Genomic DNA, 26231 nt, shown 5'->3' with positions numbered 1-26231 from the left:
CTTCAGTGAACCTCAATGTTGAGTTCACGCAGATCCAATGTGGGAGCCAGCCTGCTGGCGATGGCGCCCGAACAGTCACTACAAAACCTCAACCCCTGACCAGACTGCGCACCGCAACAATCTCCGGCACTTCAAGCTTGCTCACATAAACCCGCAACATACGCGGGTGTGTCGGATGGAGCGGGATTATCGGTTTGGGCTGTGAGTGGTGCGTTGCATGCACTGACCTCATCGCCAGCAGGCTGGCTTCCACCAGGTCTTCAGTGAACCTCAATGTTGAGTTCACGCAGATCCAATGTGGGAGCCAGCCTGCTGGCGATGGCGCCCGAACAGTCACTACAAAACCTCAACCCCGCACCAGACTGCGCACCGCGACAATCTCCGGCACTTCAAGCTTGCTCACATAAACCCGCAACATACGCGGGTATGTCGGGTGGAGCGGGATTATCGGTTTGGGCTGTGAGTGCGGCGGCGAAATGACTGGCCTCATCGCCAGCAGGCTGGCTCCCACAAGGTCTTCAGTGAACCTCAATGTTGAGTTCACACAGATCCAATGAGGGAGCCAGCCTGCTGGCTCCTACAAGATCTTCAGTGAACCTCAATGTTGAGTTCACACAGATCCAATGTGGGAGCCAGCCTGCTGGCGATGGCGCCCGAACAGTCACTACAAAACCTCAACCCCTGACCAGACTGCGCACCGCGACAATCTCCGGCACTTGACGTTTATCCATATAAACCCGCAACGGCTCGGTAATGTTGATCCGGTTATCAATGTTCTGATCCAGCAACAGCTGAATCAGCTCACGCTTCAAGGTCATGGTCGTATCAGAGACCGCTGCCCAGACGAACTCGCTGGTGGGAATGATCCCGTCATCGGCGACGTCCATGCCGAACGAATCCTCGCTGAAACGCACGATGTACTGGCCGGTTTTGCGGTTGAGGCCGACAAAGCCTTTGAGGTCGTCGGCGGCCTGGCAGATAAGCTGGGAGGTGATGCGCATGGTAAACCTCACGAAAAAGTCATCGATGGTTTACACGCAGGGCAAATACAGGGCGCACCCTCTGCCGGGGCGGCTGCCGTGGGCAAGCGTACTGCAAACAACCACACAAAAGCGCAGAAAAAATCGCTTTTAGTACGTTTATGTCGGTCTCGCGATAGCACGCAAACGATTCAGTTGTTAAAAGGGACGTCTTTGAAAATCCCTGCGAAAGGACCTCGACCATGCCCGCCACTTTCACCAAAAGCGCCCTGCTGCTAAGCCTCATGCTCGGTCTCGGTCAGGCTCACGCCGCCAGCCAATCGGCTACCGATGCCCTCGCAGCCGCGCACGGTATTCCGCACCCGGCGGTGATCGCCCACCGTGGCGCCTCGTTCGATGCCCCGGAATCCACCGCCGCCTCGTACAAACTGGCCCGCGACCTTGGTGCCGATTACCTGGAAATGGACTTGCAACGCAGCAAGGACGGCGTGCTGTTCGCCCTGCACGACAACAACCTGCAGCGCACCACCGACGTCGCCAGCAAGTTCCCGGATCGCAAAGACAGCCCGGCCAACGCCTTCACCATGGCCGAACTGAAAACCCTCGACGCCGGTAGCTGGTACAACACCAAATACCCGGACCGTGCGCGCCCGGCCTACGCTGGCCTGAAAATCCTCACCCTCGATGAAATCATCGACATCGCCCAGGCCAACCCGCAACACAAACCTGGCCTGTACATCGAAACCAAAGAGCCGCAACTGTTCCCGGGCATCGAACACGACCTGAAAGAAAAGCTCCAGGCTCGTGGCTGGCTGAACCCGGCGGATTCGAAACCGGCGAAAAACCAACTGGCTGTCGGTGAAGGCAAAGGCAAGGTGATCCTGCAAACCTTCGAGAAAAACAGCCTCGAATTGCTGCAGAAAGAAATGCCGCAAGTGCCGAAAATCCTGCTGCTGTGGGTCGGCGAAGGTGGCATGGAGCCGCAATCGAAAGTGTCGTTCGCTGATTCCGGCGATAAGGACAAAGCCACTTACTACGCCAGGCAACAGCCGAAATCCGAAGCCGAGTTCAAGCAATGGATCGACTACGCCAAGGCGCAAGGTGCAATCGGCACTGGCCCTTCGGCAGCGCTGACCCATGGCGGCGATCAAAGCTATTCGGACTTGGTGCAACCGTGGATGAACAAGTACACCCACGACAAGGGCATGCTGGTCCACGTCTACACCATCGACGAGCCAGTGGACTTCCAGAAAGTCATGGCGGCCGGAGTTGACGGGATCTTCACCAACCGCGCCAGCGAACTGTTGAAGTTCTACAAACGCCCTGCCGCAGAAACTGTTGATCAGTTGCTGAAGAAAAACGGCTACTGAGTGACAACAAACACCGAGTGGACAGGCCGCCTCTGGCTGGGGCGCGACTATGGCCTGATCCACGGAGTGTCGGGGCGCACTGCGCCCCATTCCCACTATGCCCACCAGATCATCCTCGCCCCTCAACGTCCGGTCACGGTGCTGCTCGATGGCGCGACAATCACTGCTTCCCGGCTGATGATTGCTTCGCACACGCGCCACGCGATCATCGATGCGCCTGATCCGCTGTTTACTGTTTATGCCGAGCCGTTGATGTTTGCCGAGCACGCTCTGCGCGATGCGGTATTCGCGTGTGAACTGTCGCTCCCGGCACTGGATCTGGCGTTGCGCCAATGTCCGCGCCGTACGCTGGATGACCCTCGCATCGAACGCGCCCTCGCCGCTGTCGACGCCTCACTGAACGACAAAGTGGCGGCCCGTGCGGTTGCCGATTATGCGCATTTGTCGCTGAGTCAGTTGCAGCGCCTGTTCGTCAGTCAGGTCGGTTTACCGGTGCGCAGACTGGTGCTGTGGCGTCGTTTGCGCCTGGCGATGGCATCGATTCTTGCGGGCAGCTCGGCCACCGAAGCGGCACACGCTGCCGGGTTCGCTGATTCGGCGCACTTCTCGCGCAGCCTGAAAAAACTCTTCGGCGTCACTGCCCGCCAGGCATTGCAGCACATCGAATTGCAGTTGCTGGGCTGATTTACCGACGCAGTGCGGGCGGCACTGGCGGTTCGCGGTTCAACGTCACCGCTGCGAACGGATCAAGCAATTGCGCCACGTAATTCCGGGGAAAATCCACACGACTGCCAATCCCCAGATCGCCCTGGCGGATCTGATATTCGCGGGTGTAAAACCCCGTCCCCAATAGCCAATCCCACACGTTGAAGAACAGCGCAAAATTGACGTCCCCTGCCCGCCCGTACTTCATGTGATGAAAGCGATGCAGCGGCGCCCAGGCGAAAATCCAGCGCAGCGGCCCCATGCGGATGTCGACGTTCGAATGCTGCAACAGCAGTTGAATGGCAATGGCAAACGCCAGCAGCGCCGCGACCTGCGACGGAATACCCAGCACCAGTAATGGCAGCAGCCCGGAAGTTGCCTCCAGCAGTTGATGCAACGGATGCTTCATCAAGCCGTTGAAGCCATATAAACGTTCAACACTGTGATGCACCGCGTGTAACCGCCACAGCCAGGACACGCGATGGCTGGCGTAATGCATCAGGCTGATACCGGCATCGGCAATGAAAATCGCCAGCCCCAGTTGCAGCCACAGTGGCCATTCACGCGGCCACGCACCGTCGATTGCCAACAGTGCCGCCAGTCCCGGCAATGCCAACAAGCCCACGGCGTTCAACGCTTCGTTAACCAGTGCATGCAGGATGTCGCGCCGCCGATCTCCGGCTGGCCGGTTCCAGCACGGTTCATAGGGCAGCGCCCATTCCGCGATAAACGAAACGGCCAACGCGAGACCAAACAACGGCAACAGCCACAAGGTCGAAACGTCGGCCAACCACAGCGCGCCCCCAATAAATCCGCCCCAGAACAGCGGCGCGTATAACCCGGCAATCATTCGTTTCATGTGTACCTCCATTGATCGAGGACACAGCATGCGAATGTTCAACGAGCAACAATTGAACAAACGACGCAATCGAAACGGGGTTTTAAGGGTGAATTAAGTTGCGCTGGTTAATCTGGCCCCACTGAAACAGCACAACCCCATTCGACACCAAGGAACGAACCGATGAAAACTTTGACTGCCCTGTTTACCGCTGCTGCCCTGACTCTTACCGCTGGTCTGGCTCAGGCTGATGTCCGCGTCGACCAGATCCCTGAACTGGTCAAGTCCGGCAAAATCAAGTCGCTGGAGTCGATGAACGCCGAAGCGCTGAAACTGCACCCGGGTGCAACCATCACCGACACCGACCTGGACAATCACTTCAACGGTTATGAGTACGAAGTTGAACTGCGTACTCCGGATGGCAAGGAATTCGACGTGGACTTCGATGCCACCACCGGCAAAGTGCTGAGCAACAAGCAAGACACTTGATAGATAGCGCTGGACGACAAGCCGCATGATTCTCGGATCGTGCGGCTTTTTTGCGTCTGGCATCAGACGAATCGCTTCAGCCCTGCAATCAATGCGCGCCAAGCACCGATCAGCCCGCTAGTATTGCCGTGGACTGATGACACAACGGTAAAAGAAAGTGATGGGGATGGAGCAAACAGCGGCGGCAGATATCGCGACGATCGGTCGGATCAGCGCGGTTCCGGCGATCTTGCAGGTCATTCGCGAACTGACCGGCATGCGCTTCGCGGCAGTGGCGCGGGTGACCGAAAACTCGTGGACGACCTGCGCGGTGCTCGATCAGCTGGAATTTGGCTTGCAGGTCGGCGGTGAGCTGGATGTTGTCACCACTCTGTGCCACGAAATCCGCCAGTCGCATGTGTCGGTGGTGATCGACAAGGCCAGTGAAGACCTGCTCTACCGCGATCATCACACCCCACGCCTGTACAAATTCGAAAGCTACATTTCGGTCCCGGTGTTCCGCACTGACGGACGGTTCTTCGGCACGATTTGCGCCCTCGATCCGATTCCGGCGCAGCTCAAATCCAGCAACATCCAGAGCACCATGGAATCCTTTGCACGGATGCTCGCGTTGCAGATCGAGGCCGAGGAAAACCTGCAACAAGCCGAAATAGCCTTGCAGGATGAACGCGAATCCAGCGAGTTGCGCGAGCAGTTCATCGCCGTGCTTGGCCATGACTTGCGCAATCCATTGTTCGCCATCAGCGCCGGCACCGAAATGCTTCTGCGCAAACAACCGGAAGCGGCGATTGCCACGCGACTGCGGCAGATTTTGACCAGCGCCCAGCGTGCGACACGGCTGGTGGATGACGTGCTCGACTTTGCCCGCGGGCGTCTGGGCGGCGGCATTCCGCTGCAACGCCAGCACTGCGCCGACCTGCGTCCGCTGCTGGAACACATCATCAGCGAAATTCACAACGTGCATCCCGGGCGCCGCATTCTGACGACCATCGACGACTTGCCAGCACTCGATTGCGACCGCGAGCGGATCGGTCAGTTGTTATCGAACCTGCTGTCCAACGCGGTGGCCCATGGTGATCCGAACGGCGCCATCGAAGTCTGCGCGCGGATCGATGCCGGGCAGTTTCAGTTAACCGTGAAGAACACCGGCACCGTCGATGACAAGGCCCTGCCCCATCTGTTCCACCCCTATTCACGCCCGGTCGGCAGCACGCCGCAGGCCGGCCTTGGACTGGGCTTGTACATCGTCAGCCAAATCGCCAAATCCCACGGCGGACGGATGGACGTGACCTCGAACGCCGAGCACGGCACGACGTTCACCTTCAGCCTGCCAATCACCACAATTCCCTTGTAGGAGTGAGCCTGCTCGCGATAGCGCCCGGTCAGTCGAAGCAAATATTGACTGACAGATAGCTATCGCGAGCAGGCTCACTCCTACATTTGGATTTTCGTGGTTCAGGCGGAGGTACTCACCAGCGAACCCGAGCTGCTGCTGCCGGAGTCCTGCCAACCACCACAATTCCCTTGTAGGAGTGAGCCTGCTCGCGATAGCGCCCGGTCAGTCGAAGCAGATATTGACTGACAGACAGCTATCGCGAGCAGGCTCACTCCTACATTTGGATTTTCGTGGTTCAGGCAGACGTGCTGACCAGCGAGCCCGAGCTGCTGCTGCCGGAATCCTGCCAACCACCACAATTCCCTTGTAGGAGTGAGCCTGCTCGCGATAGCGCCCGGTCAGTCGAAGCAAATATTGACTGACAGATAGCTATCGCGAGCAGGCTCACTCCTACATTTGGATTTGTGTGGTTCAGGCAGAGGTGCTGACCAGCGAGCCCGAAGTGCTGCTGCCGGAATCCTGCAAGGCTTGAAGCAATGACGCCGTAGCGGTTTGCAGCGAAGCCGAGGTGGCGGTGATCTGCGACTCGGCGGCAGCCACTTCGGTCGCCTTGGCGTCAGAGCTTTCCTGCTTTGCCTGGGCCGCTTGCAGCGCTTGCTGTTCTTCCTGCAATTGCTTTTGCAGCTCGGCGATCTGCTTGCGCAGTTCCTTGACCGAATCCGACTCTTCGCTAGTGCTGGAGCTGCCACCACCCGCAGGCGCCGCGCCGCCCGCTGCGGCTTTGCCGGTATCAGCCGTGGTGCCGCTGCTCGCCGTTGCGCTGGTTGTAGACGTGTCGTCACCGACATCGCTGATCGCGGTTTTGCTGGTCGGTGTGCTGAGGGTCTGGTTGATCGAAACTGAAGTGATGCTGACCATGGAATGGCTCCAATGCCGGTTATAGATAACCGGTCATCGACCATGGTCGCCACAATTTGAGATCGACTGTGTACCGACTCGGTATCGGCGTCGGTACACAGTCGCCGGGTCAGGCGCTCAGGCGAGCGGTGACTTCGTTGAGTTGCCCGGACAGGCCATGCAGGTTCTGGCTCGCCGCTTCGGTGCGCTGCACGTTGTCGAGGTTGGTGCTGGCAATCGAAGTGATCTCGGTCAGGTTGCGCGAGATGTCTTCGGCGACCGAGGTCTGCTCTTCGGCGGCGGTGGCGATCTGGCGGTTCATGTCGCGAATCGCTTCCACGGCGTGGGTGATGCGCTCCAGCATTGCGCCGGCCTGGGTCACTTGCTCGACACTTTCATCGCTACGCGTTTGGCCGCTTTCGATAGCTTGCGCGGCGTCCACTGCACCGGTTTGCACGGTCTGGATGATCTGATTGATCTCGATGATCGACGCAGCCGTGCGTTGCGCAAGGCTGCGCACTTCATCGGCAACCACCGCAAAACCACGCCCGGCCTCACCAGCCCGCGCCGCTTCGATGGCCGCGTTGAGCGCCAGCAGGTTGGTCTGTTCGGCGATCCCGCGAATCACTTCCAGCACTTTGCCAATGCGGCCGCTGTCAGCTTCCAGACGACGGATGACCGTGGCGGTGTTGGTGATTTCGCTGCGCATCTGGGTGATGGTGTGAATGGTGCTCTGCATGACCTTTTCACCCTGCTGGGCGTTCTGGTCGGCGTCGTCGGCGGCACGCGCTGCATCAGCTGCATGACGGGCGACTTCTTGAGCGGTGGCGGACATTTCGTTCATTGCCGTGGCCACCTGATCGGTGCGGTTGAACTGCTCGTTGGTGCCGCCGGCCATGGTGGTGGCGATGGCATTCAGCTCGCCGCTGGCGCTGTCCAGATCGCTGGCGCTGCGCTGCAAACGGGTGAAGGTTTCAGCGAGGAAATCACGCAGGGTATTGGCCGCAGCGGCGAGGTTGCCCAATTCGTCCTGACGCTCGCTGACCACACGCTCGGCCAGACGACCTCGGCTCAACTGGCTGACGTAATCGATCAATTTGCGAATCGGCTCGACCAGATTGCGGTTGACCAGCCACAGGCTGAGCAGACCGATCAGCAGCCCGGAGCCGAGCATCACCAGCAACCCGAGCAATACGGTGCGATCAGCACTGGCGCTGATCAGCGTCGATTGTTCGTTACCTTGCTGACGCAGTTGGGCAACCAGTTCGCTCATCTGATCGCTGGTCGCGCGGTCCACGCCTTTGACGGCATTGTCGCCAGCGGTCGGATCGCCACCGGCGGCCACGTAGGCGTCACGGCCCTTCTGGTAGGCGGCGCCGAGTTGGCGGTGTTCGTCACGCAGACGTTCGATGCGGGTTTTCAGCGCTGGCTCGATGCCTTTCTGGCTGGCCAGTTCACCGAGGATATTCTGCACATCGCGCTGACGCTCTTCGAACTGGCTCCAGTATTTGGCCAGGTCTGCCGGCTGCTTGCCGCGCAACAGAACGTTTTTCCACTCCTGCACCTGCACCTTGAATTGCAGGTTAGCTTCATCGATCAACTGCGAAGTGTGTAACGGGCCGGCGATCAACTGGCTGTAGCTTTGCACGCCGCTGGACAGGAAATGAAAACAGGCCAGCGCGATCAACAGCATCGCCAATAGGCTACCGCTCAGCAGGGCGAGAATTTGCGCTCTCAGGGATTTTTGCAGCATCGCAGGTACTCATGACAGGGATGAGGCACGCCCGGATAAGGCGTGAGAAGTGGCCGGACTTCCCTGTCGGCGAACCTTGGCTTCTGGCCAATGGCGCGCAACCTAACGCACCTGTAATCGGCGCGCCAGAGCGCTTCTTGAGCAACTATCCGACCGTCGGTAAGCCGCTGATTTGACGTCATTTTGCTGTCACATAAGCGTCATGTCCGCTTGCGATGATGCGGCTCAGTGAACCTGCCATTCCCGCGACCGGCGCCCCTCTTCGCAGCGAGCCTCCATGAACCACAGCCTCGACCAAAGTCATCGCGATCCTGATCTGTTTGGCCTGCTCTACGGCTTTCGTTTTCTACCCGGTGAGCGTGGTCGTGAAGTCGATTCGGCGACTGCGTTGCGCTGTTTGCAGGACGACAGCGACAGCGAAGAATTCCTCTGGCTGCACCTCAATCTTGCTCACGCTGCCTGCGAGCGCTGGATGAAAAGTCATCTGCAATTGCCCGATGAGTTTTTCGAGGCGCTGCACGAAGGCTCGCGTTCGACGCGCATCGAGCATGTCGATTCGGCGCTGCTGGCGGTGGTCAACGATGTGGTGTTCAACCTCAGCAGCATGGTTTCTTCGGACGTGTCGACGCTGTGGGTTTGTGCGCGCAGCAAACTGATCGTCAGCGCACGCCTGCAACCGCTGCACTCGGTGGACAAGCTGCGCTCGTCGGTGAAGGCCGGCGAGCGCTTTCGTTCACCGCTGGAATTGCTCGTGCACCTGCTGCGCGATCAGGGTGAAGTGCTGACGCAGATCGTGCGCAAGACCAGCCTCAGCGTCGATCAGGTCGAGGATGAATTGCTCTCCTCGCGGCCCTCGACCAATCGCGCCGAACTGGGTGCCAATCGCCGGGTATTGGTGCGTCTGCAACGGTTGCTGGCACTGGAACCGGGCTCGCTACTACGCCTGCTCAACCGCCCGCCAGCCTGGTTGCAGAAGGAGGACGTCAAGGAACTGCGCAAATCCACCGAGGAGTTTGCGCTGATCATCAACGACCTCACTGCGCTCGGTGAGCGGATCAAGCTGTTGCAGGAAGAGATTGCCGCCAACCTCAACGAACAGAGCAACCGCACGTTGTTTACCCTGACCGTGGTCACGGTGCTGGCGCTGCCGATCAACATCATTGCCGGGTTTTTCGGGATGAACGTTGGGGGTGTACCGTTATCGCAGGACCCGGAGGGGTTCTGGATATTGGTTGCGCTGGTGGCGACGTTTACGGTTATTGCGGGGCGTTGGGCGTTTCGTAAAAGAGGGGATTACTAAATCACCACGCCTACTGCGAAGAAGGGAATCAATTGTGGTGAGGGGATTTATCCCCGTTCGGCTGCGCAGCAGTCGCAATCCAAACAGCGCGGTGTTTCAGCAAAACCGTGACTGCAGGATTTGGAGTCGCTTCGCAACCCAACGGGGATAAATCCCCTCACCACAGGGAACTCCATCAATCATCAAATCGGATTTTCAGATTAGTGGCCAAGACAATCGGCCAAACACTGATCTGACGCAGCCTCTCTGTAACATTCTGCAACGATCATGGGCGACACTCCTTCCCTCGCTCAGGATTGTCCGCTCATGGCTACTCCTTCCCTGACCGCCAGCCACACGTCCGTCCCCAGCGGCAGACCGGCTCTCGATAAAAAATCCGGCCCGTTCACCTACGTGATCTTTTTCGCGGTACTGGCGATGGGGCTGTTGTTCACCGCCTACAGCCTGATGCACGACATGCACGAACTCGGCACGGTAGTGACGACCTGGACGCCGTTTCTGCTGCTTGGTGTGGCGCTGTTGATCGCGCTGGGTTTCGAGTTCGTCAACGGTTTCCATGACACCGCCAACGCGGTGGCCACGGTGATTTACACCCACTCGCTGCCGCCGCATTTCGCGGTGGTCTGGTCGGGGTTCTTCAACTTCCTCGGGGTGCTGCTTTCGAGTGGTGCAGTGGCGTTCGGCATCATCGCGCTGCTGCCGGTTGAGTTGATTCTGCAAGTCGGTTCGTCAGCCGGTTTCGCGATGATCTTCGCCCTGCTGATCGCGGCAATTCTGTGGAACCTCGGCACCTGGTGGCTGGGTTTGCCGGCGTCCTCGTCGCACACGTTGATCGGTTCGATCATCGGTGTCGGCGTGGCCAACGCCTTGATGCATGGCCGCGACGGCACCAGCGGCGTGGACTGGGCGCAGGCGACCAAGATCGGTTACGCCTTGCTGTTGTCGCCGCTGGTGGGTTTCGGTTTTGCTGCGCTATTGCTGCTGGCGCTGCGCGCGTTCGTCAAGAATCGTGCGCTGTACAAGGCGCCCGAAGGCAACACTCCGCCACCGTGGTGGATTCGTGGCTTGCTGATTCTGACTTGCACTGGCGTGTCGTTCGCCCACGGCTCCAACGACGGTCAGAAAGGCATGGGTTTGATCATGCTGATTCTGGTCGGCACCCTGCCGATGGCGTATGCGCTGAACCGCACCATGCCCGCCGATCAGGCGTTGCAGTTCGCCGCCGTCGCCGAGGTCACTCAGCAAGCATTGGTGAAAAGTGCACCGCTGCCAGCGCCGGCAGATCCGCGTCCGATCCTTTCGGATTACGTGCGCAGCAAGGAAGTCACGCCGCAACTGATCCCCGCCCTCGCCGCCCTCGCCGGGCACATCGGCGAAGAAGTCAAAGGCTACGGCTCACTGTCGAAAGTCCCCGCTGAGGCGATGGGCAACGTGCGTAACGACATGTACCTGACCAGCGAAACCATTCGCCTGATGGACAAGAACAAGGTCGGCAACTTCGACGCCGATACCAGCGGCAAGCTGCAATTGTTCAAACAGCAGATCGACAATGCCACGCGATTTATCCCGCTGTGGGTGAAGATCGCCGTGGCCATCGCGCTGGGGCTGGGCACCATGGTCGGCTGGAAACGCATCGTGGTTACAGTCGGGGAAAAGATCGGCAAGACGCACCTGACTTACGCTCAAGGCGCCTCGGCGGAAACCGTGGCGATGCTGACCATCGGCGCTGCGGACATGTTTGGTTTGCCAGTGTCGACCACGCATGTGTTGTCGTCGGGTGTGGCCGGCACCATGGTCGCCAACGGTGGCGGCTTGCAGATGAAGACCATCCGCAATCTGCTGATGGCGTGGGTGCTGACCTTGCCAGCGGCGATCCTGCTGTCAGGCAGCCTCTACTGGCTGTTCACCCAAATCTTTTAGATCACCAGAAAAACCTGTGGGAGCTGGCTTGCCAGCGATGACGGCCTGACAGTCAACATTGATGTCGAATGTGATGGCCCTATCGCGGGCAAGCCCGCTCCCACAGTGGTTTATGGTGTCGGTCAAAGGGTTGACTGGATCAGGTTCCCCAGCCAATCCATGAACACCCGCACCCGCAACGGCAGATGTCGTTGCCGCGCATACAGCAGTGAAATGCTCATCGATGGCGCAGTGAATTGCGGCAGCACCGTCACCAGTTCACCGCTCGCAAGATGCGCGTTCAGCCCGGTGCGCGGCACCTGAATCAGGCCGAAACCACCCAGACACGCCGACTCATAAGCATCAGTGCTGTTGACCGTCACGCTACCCGCCATCGCCACCCGATGAATCTGCCCCGCTTCCTCGTAGACAAACCCTTCCGAACGCGAACCCAGCACACCGACGTAATGCACCAGCCGATGCTTCGCGAGATCTTCCACCGTCTGCGGCACGCCATAGCGCGCCAAATAAGCAGGGCTGGCGCAGTTGATCATGGTGAAGTCACCCAGATGCCGCGCGACAACAGATTGGTCCGGCTGCGCGCCAATACGCACCACGCAATCAAAACCCTCGCTGAGCAGATCGACCCGGCGATCCGTGCTGCTGATTTCCAGCTCCAGGTTCGGATGACGCGCCATGAACTCCGGCAGCCGAGGCATCACCAGACGCCGCGACAGAATGTTCGGCATGTCGATGCGCACTCGCCCGGTCAGCGAGGCCGCGTCCTGGCGAAACAGCCCTTCGATTTCGTCCATGTGCGACAGCAAATCCTTGCTGCGTTCGTACAACACCAGGCCATCCTGCGTCGCCTGCACCTTGCGCGTGGTGCGTTGCAACAGTCGCGTACCAAGCAAGGCTTCCAGCGCCTGCACATGTTCGGACACGGTCGAACGCGGCAAGCCAAGACTCTCGCCAGCAAGCGTGAAACTCGACAACTCGCTGACCCGCACGAAGGTGCGCAGCAGTTCCAGTTTGTTCATGGGCGCACCTTTTGATTGTTCGGCCGATCCGATCAGTGATTCCGCTTTCAGTCTGTTTATCACCCCACGGCGGATAAATAAACTTTGCCCATCACCACTCATCGCAATCGAGGAAGTCCCATGAATCGCAAAATCGCATTGATCACCGGTGCCAGCCGTGGCCTGGGCAAGAACGCCGCGCGGCACCTCGCCGCTCAGGGTGTGGACATCATCGGCACTTATCACAGCCGTTCTGATGAAGCGCAGGCGCTGGTTGTTGAACTGGAAAAAATCGGCGTCAAAGCCGTGATGCTGCAACTGGATGTCGGCAACAGCGAGAGTTTCGCGGCGTTCGGTACGCAGGTCGAACAGGCATTGCAGCAAACGTTTGAACGCCAGCGTTTCGACTTTCTGATCAATAACGCAGGCGTTGGTCTGCATGTGAGTTTCGCCGAGACCACTCGCGAACAATTCGACATGCTGATGAACGTGCATTTCAAAGGGCCGTTCTTCCTGACCCAGCAACTGTTGCCATTGATCAACGACGGCGGGCGGATCATCAACGTCTCCAGCGGCCTCGCCCGTTTCAGCATCCCCGGCGCCAGCGCCTATGCGGCAATGAAAGGCGCGATTGAAGTGCTGACTCGTTATCAGGCCAAAGAGCTGGGCGCGCGGCAAATCACCGTGAATACCCTAGCACCGGGCGCCATCGAGACTGATTTTGGCGGTGGCACCGTGCGTGACAACGCGGCGGTGAATGCGATGGTCGCCGACAACACCGCGCTGGGCCGTGCCGGTCAACCGGATGATATTGGCGGGGCGCTGGCACTGCTGCTGTCACCGGGTGCGCAGTGGATCAACGGCCAGCGCGTTGAAGCGTCGGGCGGGATGTTCCTCTAAACCCAAGGCTGAATGATGTAATTGTGGCGAGGGGATTTATCCCCGTTGGACTGCGCAGCAGGCCCATTTTCTGGGGCTGCTGCGCAACCCGACGGGGATAAATCCCCTCGACACAGGTCGTTGGTTGCAACTTAGGCGGTGCGGGCCATCAACACTCGCTCGCGCACCACGTCATAACCCCAGTGATAAACATAGGTGTACGGCAGGAAGAACATCAGTACGCCGATATCCAGCAAAAACGCCTGCCACAAACTGACCGACAACCACCAGGCAATCAGCGGCACGCCCATCACGATCAATCCGCCTTCAAACATCAAAGCATGGACCACCCGGGTCCAGCCGTTGTGTGCGACGTTCAGACGCTTCAGCGCACGGTCGAAAAAGCCGTTGAACACCACGTTCCAGCCCAGTGCGAGCATGGCGATCAGCACGGTCACCGCGCCCATCTCCAGCATCGGTTTGTCCATGATCCATGCCAGCAACGGCGTACAGATAATGATCGCCAGCAGTTCGAAACCGATGGCCTGAAAAATACGTTCAACGATGGATTTATTGGCAGTCATGGTCTGACTCCTTGAGTGAAGATGGTTGCCATGATCCACCCTCACACCGATACTTCATAACCAATAACCATCGATCAAGGCGATAGTTCATGGCCTCGCAAGAAGTGCTGCTGGCATTTGTTCAAGCAGCGACTCAGGGATCTTTCTCGGCAGCGGCGCGCAAACTGGGGCGCAGTCAGTCGACCATCAGTGCGGCAGTGGCGAGCCTGGAGATCGATCTCGATCTGATCCTGTTCGACCGCAGCAGCCGCAAACCGACTCTGACCCCGGCGGGTCACGTCATGCTGCAACGGGCCGAGGCGATTCTGGCGGCCAACAGTCGCCTGGAAATGACCGCCCGCCAATTGGCCCAGGGCGTGGAGCCGAAACTGACGGTGGCGATTTCCGACACCTATCAATCGGCGCGTTTCGAAGCGGCGCTGGTGGGATTCGAGCAGCGCTATCCGGACCTGGAACTCGAATGCCTGATTGCCGAATGTGATGACCTGATCGAACTGGTGCAGCGTGGCCGGGCGCATCTGGCGTTTGCCGAAATGCAGGACAGCTATCCGGCGGATCTGGTGACCTCGACCGTCGCCGAGCGTACTGACATCGCCCTGTTCGCCAGCCGTGAGCATTCGTTGGCGACAGCGGAAAACATCGACCAGTCAATGCTGGAGCTGCATCGAGAATTACGTCTGGCGACCATCGTCAATCCGTACGACAGCCGCGCCAAGGGCCGTGTGTGGTCGGCGCCGAGTTATCTGATGTTGATGGAGATGGCGGAAATGGGTTTCGGCTGGGCGCCACTGCCGCGCTGGCTGGTGGGACGTTTCGGCAATGGCTCGCTGGTGGAGCTGACGGTGCGCGGCTGGCCGAAACCGGTGTTTGTCGATGCGCTGTGGTCGCGGCAGTATCCGCCGGGGCCGGCGGGGAGTTGGTTGCTCAGCAAGATGCTGGAGTAGATCAAAAGATCGCAGCGTTCCGCAGCTCCTACAGAGGAACGCATTCCAGATGTAGGAGCTGCGGAACGCTGCGATCTTTTGATCTTCAGGCGGCTTCGATTGCCACTGGCCGATTCACCTGAAAAAACTCATGCAACCCGCGCATTGCCGGCAACTCCAGCGCCTGCGCCGCATAACACAATCCCACCCGCCGAGTCGGTGCCGGCAGGTGCAACGTCCGCACCTGCACCCGCGCATGCCCGCTGACCAATGACTGCGGCAACATCGCCACGCCGACACCGGCAGCAACCATAAGCAGCGCCTGATGCAACGACCCGGCATGCCCCGCCACCGCTTCCGGCGAGCGCCCGTACAACGCCATCAATCGCTGGTGCGAAGGATGTTGCGGGCAGGTGATCCAGTCCTCGATCGGCGCCCAACCGGCCTGCGCCGAAGCCATCGGATGATCGACCGGCAGCGCCATCACATAGGGTTCTTCCCACAGCGGCAGGAACAATTCGTCCTCGCAGCACATCTCCTCGACCGCCAGTCGACCATCGCCGTGACAGCCCTCCTCCAGCGTCAGCAACAGATTCGGCAACGCCTGATGCGCCATGCGTAAAAACGCCTCGATATGCCCGGCAGCAATGTCGCCCTCGATGCCGAGGGTCAGCGGCGCACGGTTTTCGCGCCCGCGAAACATCCGGCTCAGGGCTTCGGATTCCGCCACCATGCGCCGCGCCTGCGGATACAACAACCGCGCTTCATCGCTGACTTCCACGCCACGGGGTTGACGCACGAACAGCGCCACACCGAGTTCGTCTTCAAGCTGTTTGATCGTCACCGACAGCGTCGGCTGGCTGATGAACAGACGCTGCGCGGCGGCGGTGATGTTGCGTTCCTCGAACACCGCGAGGAAGGCTTTTAGATGGCGGATATCCATAGGAAATTCCGATAGCAGACAGAGGAATAAGGCATTTTTCAGCCTCGACAGGGCTAAATATACTGCGCCCAACAGTCAGTCATTTGAAATTCTTATTTCAGGAGTTCAGCCATGCGCAAGCCATTGATCATCATCACCGGAGCCAGTTCGGGTATCGGCGAAGCCACTGCCCGGCGTTTGAGCGCTGCCGGCCATCCGTTGCTGTTGCTGGCGCGACGTTTAGAACGTCTTGAAGCGCTGGAATTGCCGAATACTTTGAGCCGTCAGGTCGATATCACTGACCGCAGCACTTTGCTCGCAGCGGTAGCCGAAGCCGAAGCGCAATTCGGCCCGGCTGATGCGCTGATCAACAATGCCGGAGTAATGTTGCTTGGCGAGATGAGCAAACAGGACCCGGCGCAGTGGGACCAGATGCTGGATGTCAACGTGAAGGGTTTGCTCAACGGCGTGCACGCGGTGGTTGCGGGCATGATCGAGCGTAAACACGGGACGATCATCAACGTTAGCTCGGTGGCGGGGCGTAAGACGTTCCCCAACCATGTGGCGTATGTCGGCACCAAATTCGCCGTGCATGGTTTGTCGGAAAACCTGCGGGAAGAACTGGCGCCGCATAACGTGCGGGTGACCACGATTGCTCCGGGCGCGGTGGAAACCGAGCTGTTGAGCCACACCACCGATGAGTCGATCAAGACCGGGTATCAGGCCTGGAAACAGGAGATGGGCGGGACTGTGCTGAGTGCCGAGGATGTGGCGACGGCGATTGCTTATGCGTACGAGCAACCGCAGAACGTGTGTATTCGCGAGATTGTGCTGGCTGCGACTCGGCAGCAGGCCTGATTCATTGATGTTGTCCTGACGGGCCTCTACGCGGGCAAGCTCGCTCCCACAGGGATTGGTGGTGTACACATAATTCAGGTACATCCACAAAACCTGCAGGAGTGAGCCTGCTCGCGATTGCGTTGGATCAGGCTGAGACGATGCTGAATGTACCGGCATCATCGCGAGCAGGCTCGCTCCCACAGGGATTGATGGTTTACACAGAATTCAGGTACATCCACAAAACCTGTAGGAGTGAGCCTGCTCGCGATTGCGGTGGATCAGGCTGAGACGATGCTGAATGTGCCGGCATCATCGCGAGCAGGCTCGCTCCCACAGGGATTCAAGTCGCTCACAAAATTCAGGTACATCCACAGAACCTGCAGGAGTGAGGCTGCTCGCGATTGCGCCGTATCAGGCTGAGACGATGCTGAATGTTCCGCCATCATCGCGAGCAGGCTCACTCCCACAGTGATTGATGGTGTACACAGAATTCAGGTACAGCCACAAAACCTGTAGGAGTGAGCCTGCTCGCGATTGCGTTGGATCAGGCTGAAACGATGCTGAATGTGCCGGCATCATCGCGAGCAGGCTCACTCCCACAGGGATTGATGGTGTACACAGAATTCAGGTACATCCACAGAACCTGGAGTGAGCCTGCTCGCGATTGCGGTGGATCAGGCTGAGACGATGCTGAATGTACCGGCATCATCGCGAGCAGGCTCGCTCCCACAGGGATTGGTGGTGTACACAGAATTCAGGTACAGCCACAAGACCTGTAGGAGTGAGCCTGCTCGCGATTGCGTTGGATCAGGCTGAGACGATGCTGAATGTACCGACCTCATCGCGAGCAGGCTCACTCCCACAGGGATTGATGGTGTACACAGAATTCAGGTACAGCCACAGAACCTGTAGCAGTGAGCCTGCTCGCGATTGCGCTGGATCAGGCTGAGACGATTGAAGTCGTTCACAAAATTTGTGAGCACCTCGATACCTGTGGGAGCGGGCTTGCCCGCGAAGAGGCCATCATTGCCGACAAAAATCCCGGATCAAACCAGTGCCTTCAACCGCGCCTCGATAAACCGCCGCTCCGGCGCCTGCCGGGTCAATTCCAGCGCTCGCCGATAAGCAGCCCTCGCCTCCTCCACCCGCCCCAACTGCCGACAAAATTCCGCCCGCGCCGAGTGCGCCAAGTGGTAATCCTGCAACTCGCCACGATCGAGAATCGCTTCAATCAGCGTCAATCCAGCCAACGCTCCATCACGCTTGGCCACCGCCACCGCTCGATTCAACTCGATCACCGGCGACGGCATCGCCCGCAGCAGCACGTCATACAAGCCAACAATCTGCTCCCAATCCGTTTCCGCCGCTGACGAGGCCTCGGCATGCACCGCAGCAATCGCCGCCTGCAACGAATACGGCCCGAACCGCCGCGTGGTCAGCGCCCGCTCGACCAGCGCACAACCCTCGGCAATCAACTCGGCATCCCACAACGAGCGATCCTGATCATCCAGCAGAACCAACTCACCGTCCGCCGAGGTGCGCGCCGGGCGCCGTGACTCGTGCAACAACATCAGCGCCAACAGGCCCATGACCTCCGCTTCCGGCAGCAACTCCATCAGCAAACGCCCGAGCCGGATCGCCTCGCGGGTCAGATCCTCGCGGATCAACTCGTCGCCCATCGACGCCGAATACCCTTCGTTGAACACCAGATAAATTACCCGCAGCACACTGTCGAGCCGCTCGGGCAATTCGCTCAGGCTCGGTACTTGGTAAGGGATTTTCGCGTCACGGATTTTCGCCTTGGCGCGGACGATGCGCTGGGCAATCGCCGCCGGGGCCGAGAGAAACGCGCGGGCGATTTCCTCGGTGGTCAGGTCGCAGACTTCGCGCAGGGTCAGCGGGACTTGCGCATCCGCCGCCAGCGCCGGGTGGCAGCAGGTGAAGATCAGCCGCAGACGATCGTCCTCCAGATCCTCGTCGCTCCAGTCTGCCTGTTCCAGCTCTTCGAGTTGCGCCTGCAGCAACGGTTGCGACGCCTTGAAGCGTGCCCGTCGGCGCAACACATCAATGGCTTTGAAGCGCCCGGTGGACACCAGCCAGGTGCGCGGATTGTCCGGCACGCCGTCACGCTGCCAGCGTTCGACCGCGATGAAGAACGCCTCATGCAAGGCTTCTTCAGCGAGGTCGAAATCGCCAAGCAGACGAATCAGCGTCGCCAGAATCCGCCGCGAGTCTTCGCGATAGACCTGCTCGACCCGCGCCTTTACCTCAGACATTCAACTGGCGCACGGGGCGCACTTCAACGCTGCCGACCCGTGCCGCCGGGATGTCCCCGGCGACCTGAATCGCTTCGTTGAGATCTTTGGCTTCGATCAGGTAGAAGCCCGCCAACTGCTCCTTGGTTTCAGCAAACGGGCCGTCGGTGATCGACAGTTTGCCGTTGCGCATGCGCACCGTGGTGGCGGTCTGCACCGACTCCAAAGCCTCGGCGGCGACCATCCGGCCACTGCCCTGCACCGACTCGGCGTAGGCCCAACATTCGGCGTCTTCCGGGCTGTCGGGCAGCGAATGCAGCAGGCGCTCATCGCTGTAGACCAGGCATAAATACTTCATGGCTTTCTCCTGAATCGAACGGATCAACTATGGCTGAAGATCAGGGTTGCACATCAAACAGGGTTGCGCCGCTCATCGGATCGAACGGCGCCGACCAGTGTTCATGGGCGATTTTCCACACCCCACCGACTTGTCGATAACACGCGGTGGCGCGCATCCAGCAACTCTGGGTTTCGCCCTTGTCATTGGTGCCGCCGCAATTGGCGACCCAATGCGCGAAGGCGATGTTGTCGGCGGTCTCGATGGCGATTTCGTGGAACTCGAAAATGTGCGGGCCCGGGCACATTTCCATGCAATCGACCCAATGCTTGCGGTAGGCGGCTTTGCCCTTGAATTGCAGGGCCTTGATCGCATCGAACGAGAGGATATCGTCGGCGTACAGGGCCATGACTTTTTCCACGTCCTTGGTCATGACTGCCTGGCGGTAAGTGTCGATCAGGGTCTGGATTCCGCTTTGTGCGCTCATGGTGTTCTCCGTGATTGTTGTTGTGAAGACACCCTTAGTCGTTCGGCAGATGGGGAGATCGACAGGCGAAACAAAAAATTTCCGTTGAGAACAAAGTCGATAGAATTCGCACTTATCTTTGTAGGAAAAAGGAAATTCCCGTGTCATCCCGACTGGTCCCGTACGAAGTCCTGAATGCTCAACAGCGGCAGCAGGTCGAGGCGATTGAAGTCCACGCCGAGCAGATCAAGTTCTCTGGTGATATCCACGGCGCGCTGCACTCGTTGCTGTCGAAACCCGGCCCCGGCGTGAAGGGGTTTGCGCTGTTGGTGGATGATGTGCCGGTGGCGTTCCTGTTGCTCAAGCGCCCGCCCGTGTTGCCGGCCTGGGCCGATGAACACAGCGCCACATTGCATGCGTTGCAGGTTGATCGTCGGGCACAAGGCAAGGGTTACGGCAAAGCCTGTTTGCTGGCACTGCCGGAGGTTGCGCGCCAGGCGTGGCCGGAAATCAAGGGACTGGAATTGTCGGTGGATGCGGATAACAACGCAGCCATCGCGCTGTACGCCAAACATGGTTATGTCGACAGCGGCGAGGCCTACAAGGGCCGGATCGGTTACGAACGACGCATGGGCCTGTTTTTCTGAATCAATCGAAGCCCTACCGACCGCAGGCGCTTTCCACAAACGCCTGAACGACGGCCAGTTCGACGCCGAAACCTACGACCGCGAAGCCCCGACACGAACCCTCAACAGCCTCTACTGACACCCCCACAATCCCTGTAGGAGCTGCGGCACGCTGCGATCTTTTGATCTTGATCCCTCAAAACAAGATCAAAAGATCGCAGCGTGCCGCAGCTCCTACCGGGATCGGGGCAGAGAATTAGAGCCTCAGAGGGTCAGGATCATCTCGTGCCACACCATGCCGCCGTGGTCGGATTCGGACGGTTTGATGTAGGCAAAGCCGAACCCGGCGTACAGCGACACATGCTGTTCCTTGCACATCAGGTGAATCGTCGCCTTGTTCAAACCGCGCATGCGTTCGATGAATTCGCCCATCAAGCGCTTGGCCAGACCCTGCCCCTGATAATCCGGGTGCACCACCACCGACATGATCACCACGTTCGGCCCGGCCGGGTCGTGGCCGATCAGTTCCTTGAAGTCTTCGTCGGACATCTGCACGTCGAACGCCGCGCCAGAGTTGACGAAACCGGCGACCACGCCATCCACTTCGGCAACGATAAAACCATCCGGCCAGGTGGCGATGCGCTTGGCGATCTTCTCACGAGTCGCCGCTTCGTCGCCTTCATAGGCAACGGTCTCGATGGCGTAGCAGCGATCAAGGTCGGCAGGAATGGCGTTACGAATGAGGGTGGTCATGGCAGCTCGAAATCAGCGGGAGAAAGGCCTGAAAGCATAAAGGAATAAGCACTGCATATCGATCCGCAGGCGCGGCGTAAAGCTTGCGTATAAGCGCTTTTCTTCGGTTTCACGGCGGGCTATTGCTGTTGCCTGGCACTGATAACCCTTGGGGGAAACAGCTTATGAGCAGCGTTGAAATCGGTCTGTTGATGGTATTGGGCATCAGTACTTTCGGCTTTATCACGCTGGGCATCGACCTGTTGCGGGCGCGATGGAACAACAAGAGCAAACAGGGTTGAAAACAGTGAGGCGGATCAGTGATCCGCCTCATCGCTGTCTGGTCAGCGCTTCGTTTCGACCGGTACGCAGATTTCCAGCTTGCCGGTTTTGCGCGCCGGATTGAAATCCGCGCTGTAGCGTTCGATTTCCGGGGCGTTGAGTTCCACATAACTCGAGCTCGGCAACCAGGTCTTGTAGATGTATTGCAGGGTCTGCGGCAGATGTTCGAGCGAGCCTTTGTGCTCGAACACTGCGTACTGCCGAGGCAGGACTTCGACCCACTGGTACACCTTCTGGTCCAGGTCATCCAGTTTGCTGATTTCCACCCCAGCGATGTAGTCGAAGCCACCCTCGCCGTCGAAATTTGAGCAGACCCCATAGGTCACTTCGCCTTTCTGGCCCGGCACTTTCCCCAGATATGGCAAGAACTTTTCCCATAGCGCAGGAATGTCCTTGGCGGTCGCTTGGGTAAATCGACCACGAAAACCTGCAATCAGCAGGAAGTGTCCATGTTCGAAGCGAGGTTCAGCCACTTCGACGCGTGTTTGCTCATCCATGACTCGACTCCTGGAACAAAAAAAGGGGTTCGGCTGGGAGTATAGAAGCCAAACCCGATTCGCAAGGTTACAGCGCGTGCAACTGGTCGGCAGCCCCGGAGCCAACGAACTCGTTATAGCCAGATAGAATCACGTACACCGCGAAATAGCAGAAGATCGCCGCTGAAGCCATGTACGAATAGCGCAGCAGTTTGTCGCCCAGCAGCTTGCCGCCATGGCTCGCGGCGAAGCACAGACCGGCCGACCACAACAGCCCGGCACACAGGAAGCCGCCGAGGAACAGCGCCGAACTCAGCGGGCCGCCGCCACCGGAACGGGCGATCAGCGTGCCGCCGACTGCGGCAAACCACAGGATCGCGCTCGGCGACGACATGGCGAGGAAAATCCCCCGGAAGAACTCCTTGCGATGCGAGTTGCTGCCCACCTCGGCGGTCTCGGCCAGCAGTGCTTCGTGATGAATCGCCGAATAAATCATCTTCGCCGCAAAGTAGATCAGCAGCGCCGAGCCGCCGATCCACAGCACCCAGCGCACGGTTTCGTATTGCAGCAAAACGGTCATCCCGGCCAGCGCCAGAATCGCGTAAATCAAGTCGCCGACGCAGGTGCCAAGACCCAGCGCAAAGCCCTGAAAGTAGCCGCGTTGCATGGCCAGAGTGATCATCGCAATGTTGGCCACGCCGATATCCAGGCACAGCGAAAGGCTCAGCAGAAAGCCGCTGGTGAATTCCATTAACCGTTTTCCTTGGGAAAAAATTGTTGTCGCACGCTCTGGACAGTATGCCATCACTGCCCTTATCTTCCGCCACAGGTCACCGCAGTGACCAGCGTCGCTCGGACGGTTCCGGGCGCTTACGTTATCCGAGGCAACAATGGCCGAACAAGGTTCGCCGCGCCGCTTTGCGCGCATAGATCGACTCCCCCCTTACGTTTTCAACATCACCGCCGAGCTGAAGATGGCCGCGCGACGTCGTGGTGAAGACATCATCGACTTGAGCATGGGCAACCCTGACGGGGCCACGCCACCGCATATCGTCGAAAAACTGGTGCAGGTTGCACAGCGCGAAGACACCCACGGTTACTCCACGTCCAAGGGCATTCCGCGTCTGCGCCGGGCGATTTCCAACTGGTACAAGGAACGCTACGAGGTCGATATCGACCCGGAAAGCGAAGCCATTGTCACCATCGGTTCCAAGGAAGGCCTGGCGCACTTGATGCTGGCGACCCTCGATCAGGGCGACACGGTGCTGGTGCCGAATCCGAGCTATCCGATTCACATCTACGGCGCAGTGATTGCCGGCGCGCAGGTGCGCTCGGTGCCGCTGATTCCGGGTGTGGACTTCTTCGACGAGCTGGAACGAGCGATTCGCGGCTCGATTCCGAAGCCGAAAATGATGATCCTCGGCTTCCCGTCGAACCCGACCGCGCAGTGCGTCGAGCTGGACTTCTTCGAACGGGTGATCGCCCTCGCCAAGCAGTACGACGTGCTGGTGATTCACGATCTGGCTTACGCCGACATCGTCTACGACGGCTGGAAAGCCCCGTCGATCATGCAGGTGCCGGGCGCCAAGGACATCGCAGTGGAGTTTTTCACCCTGTCCAAGAGCTACAACATGGCGGGCTGGCGCATCGGTTTCATGGTCGGCAACCCGGAACTGGTCAACGCCCTGGCGCGGATCAAGAGCTACCACGACTACGGCACTTTCACCCCGCTGCAAGTAGCGGCGATTGCTGCGCTGGAAGGCGATCAGCAATGCGTGCGCGACATCGCCGAACAGTACCGGCAGCGGCGTAACGTACTGGTCAAGGGCCTGCATGAATTGGGCTGGATGGTCGAGAATCCGAAAGCTTCGATGTATGTCTGGGCGAAGATTCCCGAGGCGTACGCACATATGGGCTCACTGGAATTCGCCAAGAAGCTGCTGGCCGAGGCCAAGGTCTGCGTCTCGCCGGGCGTTGGTTTTGGCGAGTACGGCGACGATCACGTGCGCTTCGCGCTGATCGAAAACCAGGACCGGATTCGTCAGGCGGTACGCGGGATTCGCGGGATGTTCCGGGCCGATGGCCTCGCTCCGAAAACTGCTGGCTAACACAAACCCAGTAGGAGTGAGCCTGCTCGCGATTACGGTGTATCAGTCACCGTAAATGTCACTGATTAAGCGCTATCGCGAGCAGGCTCACTCCTACAGTGGGGATGTGTTGAGCCATAAAATCATCACCCACAAAAAAACCGCATCGCTGCGGTTTTTTTGTGTCCGCGGATCGCTTAGACGAACAGCGACAACAGCAGAATAAAGCCCAGCGCGACGATCGACAGGATGGTTTCCATCGCTGTCCAGGTCTTGAACGTCTCGGCCACGGTCATGTTGAAGTATTGCTTCACCAGCCAGAAACCGGCGTCGTTGACGTGGGACAGGATCAACGAACCGGCACCGGTCGCCAGCACCAGCAGCTCACGATTGACGCCCGGGATCATCCCGACCACCGGCACCACAATGCCTGCGCCAGTGATGGTCGCCACAGTCGCCGAACCGGTTGCGATACGGATCACCGCCGCCACCAGCCAGGCCAGCAGGATCGGCGAGATCTGTGCGCTGACCGCCATGTGGCCGATCACGTCGCCCACACCGCTGGTCACCAGCATCTGCTTGAAGCCACCGCCGGCACCGATGATCAGGATGATCGCGGCAGTCGGCGCCAGGCTCGCATCGAGCCATTTGAGGATTTGCTGAGAACCGATGCCCTGCTTGTGGCCGAAGGTGTACAGCGACAGCAGCAACGCCAGCAGCAGCGCCGAGATCGGGTGACCGATCATGTCCATCCAGGTACGGAAGAAGTTGCCGTCCGGCAGCGCTACGTCAGCAAAGGTTTTCAGCAGCATCAGGAACACCGGCAGCAGCACGGTGATCAGGGTGATGCCGAAGCTCGGCAGTTTGGTCGAATCGGTTTCACGGGCCAGTTGATCGACCAGTTCCTGATTCGGCGTGCCGGGAATGTGCTTGGCGATGAACGTACCGAAGATCGGGCCGGCAATGATTGCCGTCGGCAGCGCAACGATCAGACCGTAAAGAATGGTCTTGCCGATGTCGGCACCGAACACGCCGATGGCCAGCAGCGGGCCCGGGTGCGGCGGCACCAGACCGTGTACGGCAGAGAGGCCGGCGAGCAGCGGGATACCGATCTTGATGATCGACACGCCAGTGCGGCGGGCAACGATGAACACCAGCGGAATCAGCAGCACGAAGCCGATTTCGAAGAACAGCGGAATGCCCACCAGGAACGCGGCGAACATCATTGCCCACTGCACTTTGTCCTTGCCGAACGCGCGAATCAGGGTCTGGGCAATCTGATCCGCCCCGCCCGATTCAGCCATCATTTTGCCGAGCATGGTGCCCAGCGCGAGGATGATACCGACGAAACCGAGCACGCCACCAAAGCCGTCCTGGAACGCCTTGATGATGGTGCCGATCGGCATACCCGAGGTCAGACCAAGGAACGCCGCTGCGATGGTCAGCGAGATGAACGGGTGAATCTTGAACTTGGTGATCAGGACAATCAGCCCGATTACCGTGACCACTGCATCGAGCAGCAGGAACGAGTCGTGGGACATGCCAAACATTGGGGGTGTCTCCTGGTTGTTGTTGTTATTAAAGCGGGTTAATCAGAAGTCGTGAGGACAGCGCTATTTGCATGAACACGTTCATACCGCCTGCTTCAGACCATTGGCCTGCCACCAGACGTGGGCTTGCGCAGCCAACTCTTCAACGCTGTGGATCGAGGCATTGAGTGCCAGCGTCAACGGCTCGCCCTTGGGCGATTCGAGGGTGGCGAACTGGCTTTCGATCAACGTGGCCGGCATGAAATGGCCCGGGCGGTGCGACACACGCTCGGCGGCGACTTCAGGCGTCAGCTCAAGAAACACGAAGCCCAGGCCCGGCAAGGCACTGCGCAACACTTCGCGATAACTGTGTTTGAGTGCCGAACAGGTCAGCACCGGGCGCTCGCCGAGGGCATCGACGCGACGCAGTTCGACGCACAGGCTGTCGAGCCAGCCGGCACGGTCGTCGTCGTTAAGGGGAATCCCCGCGCTCATCTTTTCGATGTTGGCGGCTGGATGAAAAGTATCGCCTTCAATGGCAGTGGCGCCGCTCAATTGGCACAGGGCCTCGCTGACGCACGTCTTGCCGCAACCGGCAACGCCCATGATGACCATGTCGGTGTTGGGATGATTATTGTTACACCTCA

26 protein-coding genes and 3 pseudogenes are annotated in these 26231 nt (G+C 59.2%); 12 read left to right on the top strand and 17 right to left on the bottom strand.

The window, feature by feature from the left end; genetic code table 11:
- Positions 1-88 precede the first annotated feature (88 nt).
- The 3 genes and pseudogenes from ACIOZM_RS27465 to ACIOZM_RS27455 form a co-directional block, all read right to left on the bottom strand.
- Positions 89-157: pseudogene (locus tag ACIOZM_RS27465) on the bottom strand (DUF2025 domain-containing protein); the annotation flags it as partial.
- A 189-nt stretch (positions 158-346) separates the two neighbouring features.
- A pseudogene (locus ACIOZM_RS27460) lies at positions 347-415 on the bottom strand (DUF2025 domain-containing protein); the annotation flags it as partial.
- A gap of 259 nt (positions 416-674) precedes the next feature.
- Positions 675-1001 (bottom strand): DUF2025 family protein, encoded by a 327-nt coding sequence (locus ACIOZM_RS27455; RefSeq protein ID WP_401219760.1) that lies wholly within the window; start codon positions 999-1001, stop codon positions 675-677.
- Positions 1002-1222: 221 nt separating this feature from the next.
- Here ACIOZM_RS27455 and ACIOZM_RS27450 point away from each other — a divergent pair, with 221 nt between their 5' ends.
- Positions 1223-2350: a glycerophosphodiester phosphodiesterase gene (locus ACIOZM_RS27450; RefSeq protein ID WP_401219757.1), complete on the top strand. Its 1128-nt coding sequence runs from the start codon at positions 1223-1225 to the stop codon at positions 2348-2350.
- Entirely contained in the window at positions 2351-3034 is a 684-nt protein-coding gene (locus tag ACIOZM_RS27445; RefSeq protein ID WP_401219755.1) for a helix-turn-helix domain-containing protein, read from the top strand.
- A 1-nt stretch (position 3035) separates the two neighbouring features.
- Here ACIOZM_RS27445 and ACIOZM_RS27440 read toward each other — a convergent pair whose 3' ends face one another.
- Positions 3036-3914, bottom strand: a complete 879-nt coding sequence (locus ACIOZM_RS27440) for a sterol desaturase family protein (protein ID WP_401219752.1) — start codon at positions 3912-3914, stop codon at positions 3036-3038.
- 162 nt (positions 3915-4076) lie between these two features.
- On the opposite strand from ACIOZM_RS27440, the gene ACIOZM_RS27435 reads away from it, so the two are divergent.
- Together ACIOZM_RS27435 and ACIOZM_RS27430 are read left to right on the top strand one after the other, a co-directional pair.
- The gene (locus ACIOZM_RS27435) at positions 4077-4382 is read left to right on the top strand and encodes a PepSY domain-containing protein (RefSeq protein WP_401219749.1); all 306 of its coding nucleotides are present in this window, start codon (positions 4077-4079) and stop codon (positions 4380-4382) included.
- A gap of 166 nt (positions 4383-4548) precedes the next feature.
- Complete coding sequence (locus tag ACIOZM_RS27430; protein ID WP_401219747.1) at positions 4549-5736, top strand: ATP-binding protein; 1188 nt, start codon at positions 4549-4551, stop codon at positions 5734-5736.
- A gap of 453 nt (positions 5737-6189) precedes the next feature.
- On the opposite strand, the gene ACIOZM_RS27425 is transcribed toward ACIOZM_RS27430, so the two are convergent.
- Complete coding sequence (locus ACIOZM_RS27425) at positions 6190-6636, bottom strand: hypothetical protein (RefSeq protein ID WP_401219745.1); 447 nt, start codon at positions 6634-6636, stop codon at positions 6190-6192.
- A 109-nt stretch (positions 6637-6745) separates the two neighbouring features.
- Positions 6746-8368 (bottom strand): methyl-accepting chemotaxis protein, encoded by a 1623-nt coding sequence (locus ACIOZM_RS27420; protein ID WP_401219742.1) that lies wholly within the window; start codon positions 8366-8368, stop codon positions 6746-6748.
- A 277-nt stretch (positions 8369-8645) separates the two neighbouring features.
- On the opposite strand from ACIOZM_RS27420, the gene ACIOZM_RS27415 reads away from it, so the two are divergent.
- A complete protein-coding gene (locus ACIOZM_RS27415; protein ID WP_401219739.1) occupies positions 8646-9668 on the top strand; it encodes a transporter in 1023 nt (340 codons plus the stop codon).
- Positions 9669-9974: 306 nt separating this feature from the next.
- Entirely contained in the window at positions 9975-11588 is a 1614-nt protein-coding gene (locus ACIOZM_RS27410; RefSeq protein WP_401219738.1) for an inorganic phosphate transporter, read from the top strand.
- 122 nt (positions 11589-11710) lie between these two features.
- Here ACIOZM_RS27410 and ACIOZM_RS27405 read toward each other — a convergent pair whose 3' ends face one another.
- Entirely contained in the window at positions 11711-12607 is an 897-nt protein-coding gene (locus ACIOZM_RS27405) for a LysR family transcriptional regulator (RefSeq protein WP_401219735.1), read from the bottom strand.
- 120 nt (positions 12608-12727) lie between these two features.
- On the opposite strand from ACIOZM_RS27405, the gene ACIOZM_RS27400 reads away from it, so the two are divergent.
- Positions 12728-13486 (top strand): SDR family NAD(P)-dependent oxidoreductase, encoded by a 759-nt coding sequence (locus ACIOZM_RS27400; RefSeq protein ID WP_401219732.1) that lies wholly within the window; start codon positions 12728-12730, stop codon positions 13484-13486.
- Between the two features lie 131 nt (positions 13487-13617).
- Here ACIOZM_RS27400 and ACIOZM_RS27395 read toward each other — a convergent pair whose 3' ends face one another.
- Positions 13618-14049 (bottom strand): multidrug/biocide efflux PACE transporter, encoded by a 432-nt coding sequence (locus ACIOZM_RS27395; protein WP_401219730.1) that lies wholly within the window; start codon positions 14047-14049, stop codon positions 13618-13620.
- A gap of 89 nt (positions 14050-14138) precedes the next feature.
- Here ACIOZM_RS27395 and ACIOZM_RS27390 point away from each other — a divergent pair, with 89 nt between their 5' ends.
- A complete protein-coding gene (locus ACIOZM_RS27390) occupies positions 14139-14993 on the top strand; it encodes a LysR family transcriptional regulator (protein WP_401219727.1) in 855 nt (284 codons plus the stop codon).
- Positions 14994-15078: 85 nt separating this feature from the next.
- On the opposite strand, the gene ACIOZM_RS27385 is transcribed toward ACIOZM_RS27390, so the two are convergent.
- Positions 15079-15915, bottom strand: a complete 837-nt coding sequence (locus ACIOZM_RS27385) for a LysR family transcriptional regulator (RefSeq protein ID WP_401219724.1) — start codon at positions 15913-15915, stop codon at positions 15079-15081.
- A gap of 111 nt (positions 15916-16026) precedes the next feature.
- On the opposite strand from ACIOZM_RS27385, the gene ACIOZM_RS27380 reads away from it, so the two are divergent.
- Positions 16027-16752 carry an SDR family oxidoreductase gene (locus tag ACIOZM_RS27380; RefSeq protein ID WP_401219721.1) on the top strand — a complete coding sequence of 242 codons (726 nt, stop codon included), beginning with the start codon at positions 16027-16029 and terminating at the stop codon, positions 16750-16752.
- A gap of 1028 nt (positions 16753-17780) precedes the next feature.
- On the opposite strand, the gene ACIOZM_RS27375 is transcribed toward ACIOZM_RS27380, so the two are convergent.
- The 3 genes from ACIOZM_RS27375 to ACIOZM_RS27365 are packed head-to-tail and all read right to left on the bottom strand — an operon-like array spanning position 17781 to position 19813.
- The gene (locus ACIOZM_RS27375; protein ID WP_401219718.1) at positions 17781-19010 is read right to left on the bottom strand and encodes an RNA polymerase sigma factor; all 1230 of its coding nucleotides are present in this window, start codon (positions 19008-19010) and stop codon (positions 17781-17783) included.
- Positions 19003-19347: a YciI family protein gene (locus ACIOZM_RS27370; RefSeq protein ID WP_401219715.1), complete on the bottom strand. Its 345-nt coding sequence runs from the start codon at positions 19345-19347 to the stop codon at positions 19003-19005. Before ACIOZM_RS27370 ends, ACIOZM_RS27375 begins: the two co-directional genes overlap by 8 nt.
- A 40-nt stretch (positions 19348-19387) precedes the next feature.
- Positions 19388-19813, bottom strand: coding sequence for a YybH family protein (locus ACIOZM_RS27365; RefSeq protein ID WP_401219713.1), 426 nt, complete (start codon positions 19811-19813; stop codon positions 19388-19390).
- A 140-nt stretch (positions 19814-19953) separates the two neighbouring features.
- Here ACIOZM_RS27365 and ACIOZM_RS27360 point away from each other — a divergent pair, with 140 nt between their 5' ends.
- Positions 19954-20439, top strand: coding sequence for a GNAT family N-acetyltransferase (locus ACIOZM_RS27360; RefSeq protein WP_401219710.1), 486 nt, complete (start codon positions 19954-19956; stop codon positions 20437-20439).
- Between the two features lie 10 nt (positions 20440-20449).
- Positions 20450-20557: pseudogene (locus ACIOZM_RS27355) on the top strand (pyridoxamine 5'-phosphate oxidase family protein); the annotation flags it as partial.
- A gap of 125 nt (positions 20558-20682) precedes the next feature.
- Here ACIOZM_RS27355 and ACIOZM_RS27350 read toward each other — a convergent pair.
- The 3 genes from ACIOZM_RS27350 to ACIOZM_RS27340 form a co-directional block, all read right to left on the bottom strand.
- The gene (locus ACIOZM_RS27350) at positions 20683-21171 is read right to left on the bottom strand and encodes a GNAT family N-acetyltransferase (protein WP_401219707.1); all 489 of its coding nucleotides are present in this window, start codon (positions 21169-21171) and stop codon (positions 20683-20685) included.
- Positions 21172-21494: 323 nt separating this feature from the next.
- Positions 21495-21989 (bottom strand): GyrI-like domain-containing protein, encoded by a 495-nt coding sequence (locus tag ACIOZM_RS27345; protein ID WP_401219704.1) that lies wholly within the window; start codon positions 21987-21989, stop codon positions 21495-21497.
- Between the two features lie 67 nt (positions 21990-22056).
- Entirely contained in the window at positions 22057-22719 is a 663-nt protein-coding gene (locus ACIOZM_RS27340; RefSeq protein ID WP_401219701.1) for a LysE family translocator, read from the bottom strand.
- A 139-nt stretch (positions 22720-22858) separates the two neighbouring features.
- Here ACIOZM_RS27340 and alaC point away from each other — a divergent pair, with 139 nt between their 5' ends.
- Entirely contained in the window at positions 22859-24076 is a 1218-nt protein-coding gene (alaC, locus tag ACIOZM_RS27335; protein WP_401219698.1) for an alanine transaminase, read from the top strand.
- Positions 24077-24252: 176 nt separating this feature from the next.
- Here the strand turns inward: alaC and ACIOZM_RS27330 are convergent, their stop codons facing one another.
- Both ACIOZM_RS27330 and ACIOZM_RS27325 read right to left on the bottom strand, forming a co-directional pair.
- The gene (locus ACIOZM_RS27330; RefSeq protein ID WP_401219695.1) at positions 24253-25605 is read right to left on the bottom strand and encodes a GntP family permease; all 1353 of its coding nucleotides are present in this window, start codon (positions 25603-25605) and stop codon (positions 24253-24255) included.
- 81 nt (positions 25606-25686) lie between these two features.
- A complete protein-coding gene (locus tag ACIOZM_RS27325; RefSeq protein ID WP_401219762.1) occupies positions 25687-26199 on the bottom strand; it encodes a gluconokinase in 513 nt (170 codons plus the stop codon).
- Positions 26200-26231: the final 32 nt, after the last annotated feature.

The sequence above is a fragment of the Pseudomonas sp. NPDC087346 genome (genome assembly GCF_044744235.1).
Lineage (GTDB): Bacteria > Pseudomonadota > Gammaproteobacteria > Pseudomonadales > Pseudomonadaceae > Aquipseudomonas.
The sequence above is the reverse complement of the archived record's forward strand: the minus strand, read 5'-3'. Positions and strand labels throughout refer to the sequence as shown.

Excerpts from the sequence above, each read along its gene's own strand:
- ACIOZM_RS27455 (WP_401219760.1), bottom strand. The coding sequence starts at position 1,001 with ATGCGCATCACCTCCCAGCTTATCTGCCAGGCCGCCGACGACCTCAAA.
- ACIOZM_RS27450 (WP_401219757.1), top strand. The coding sequence starts at position 1,223 with ATGCCCGCCACTTTCACCAAAAGCGCCCTGCTGCTAAGCCTCATGCTC.
- ACIOZM_RS27440 (WP_401219752.1), bottom strand. The coding sequence starts at position 3,914 with ATGAAACGAATGATTGCCGGGTTATACGCGCCGCTGTTCTGGGGCGGA.
- ACIOZM_RS27435 (WP_401219749.1), top strand. The coding sequence starts at position 4,077 with ATGAAAACTTTGACTGCCCTGTTTACCGCTGCTGCCCTGACTCTTACC.
- ACIOZM_RS27430 (WP_401219747.1), top strand. The coding sequence starts at position 4,549 with ATGGAGCAAACAGCGGCGGCAGATATCGCGACGATCGGTCGGATCAGC.
- ACIOZM_RS27425 (WP_401219745.1), bottom strand. The coding sequence starts at position 6,636 with ATGGTCAGCATCACTTCAGTTTCGATCAACCAGACCCTCAGCACACCG.
- ACIOZM_RS27420 (WP_401219742.1), bottom strand. The coding sequence starts at position 8,368 with ATGCTGCAAAAATCCCTGAGAGCGCAAATTCTCGCCCTGCTGAGCGGT.
- ACIOZM_RS27415 (WP_401219739.1), top strand. The coding sequence starts at position 8,646 with ATGAACCACAGCCTCGACCAAAGTCATCGCGATCCTGATCTGTTTGGC.
- ACIOZM_RS27410 (WP_401219738.1), top strand. The coding sequence starts at position 9,975 with ATGGCTACTCCTTCCCTGACCGCCAGCCACACGTCCGTCCCCAGCGGC.
- ACIOZM_RS27405 (WP_401219735.1), bottom strand. The coding sequence starts at position 12,607 with ATGAACAAACTGGAACTGCTGCGCACCTTCGTGCGGGTCAGCGAGTTG.
- ACIOZM_RS27400 (WP_401219732.1), top strand. The coding sequence starts at position 12,728 with ATGAATCGCAAAATCGCATTGATCACCGGTGCCAGCCGTGGCCTGGGC.
- ACIOZM_RS27395 (WP_401219730.1), bottom strand. The coding sequence starts at position 14,049 with ATGACTGCCAATAAATCCATCGTTGAACGTATTTTTCAGGCCATCGGT.
- ACIOZM_RS27390 (WP_401219727.1), top strand. The coding sequence starts at position 14,139 with ATGGCCTCGCAAGAAGTGCTGCTGGCATTTGTTCAAGCAGCGACTCAG.
- ACIOZM_RS27385 (WP_401219724.1), bottom strand. The coding sequence starts at position 15,915 with ATGGATATCCGCCATCTAAAAGCCTTCCTCGCGGTGTTCGAGGAACGC.
- ACIOZM_RS27380 (WP_401219721.1), top strand. The coding sequence starts at position 16,027 with ATGCGCAAGCCATTGATCATCATCACCGGAGCCAGTTCGGGTATCGGC.
- ACIOZM_RS27375 (WP_401219718.1), bottom strand. The coding sequence starts at position 19,010 with ATGTCTGAGGTAAAGGCGCGGGTCGAGCAGGTCTATCGCGAAGACTCG.
- ACIOZM_RS27370 (WP_401219715.1), bottom strand. The coding sequence starts at position 19,347 with ATGAAGTATTTATGCCTGGTCTACAGCGATGAGCGCCTGCTGCATTCG.
- ACIOZM_RS27365 (WP_401219713.1), bottom strand. The coding sequence starts at position 19,813 with ATGAGCGCACAAAGCGGAATCCAGACCCTGATCGACACTTACCGCCAG.
- ACIOZM_RS27350 (WP_401219707.1), bottom strand. The coding sequence starts at position 21,171 with ATGACCACCCTCATTCGTAACGCCATTCCTGCCGACCTTGATCGCTGC.
- ACIOZM_RS27345 (WP_401219704.1), bottom strand. The coding sequence starts at position 21,989 with ATGGATGAGCAAACACGCGTCGAAGTGGCTGAACCTCGCTTCGAACAT.
- ACIOZM_RS27340 (WP_401219701.1), bottom strand. The coding sequence starts at position 22,719 with ATGGAATTCACCAGCGGCTTTCTGCTGAGCCTTTCGCTGTGCCTGGAT.
- alaC (WP_401219698.1), top strand. The coding sequence starts at position 22,859 with ATGGCCGAACAAGGTTCGCCGCGCCGCTTTGCGCGCATAGATCGACTC.
- ACIOZM_RS27330 (WP_401219695.1), bottom strand. The coding sequence starts at position 25,605 with ATGTTTGGCATGTCCCACGACTCGTTCCTGCTGCTCGATGCAGTGGTC.
- ACIOZM_RS27325 (WP_401219762.1), bottom strand. The coding sequence starts at position 26,199 with ATGGTCATCATGGGCGTTGCCGGTTGCGGCAAGACGTGCGTCAGCGAG.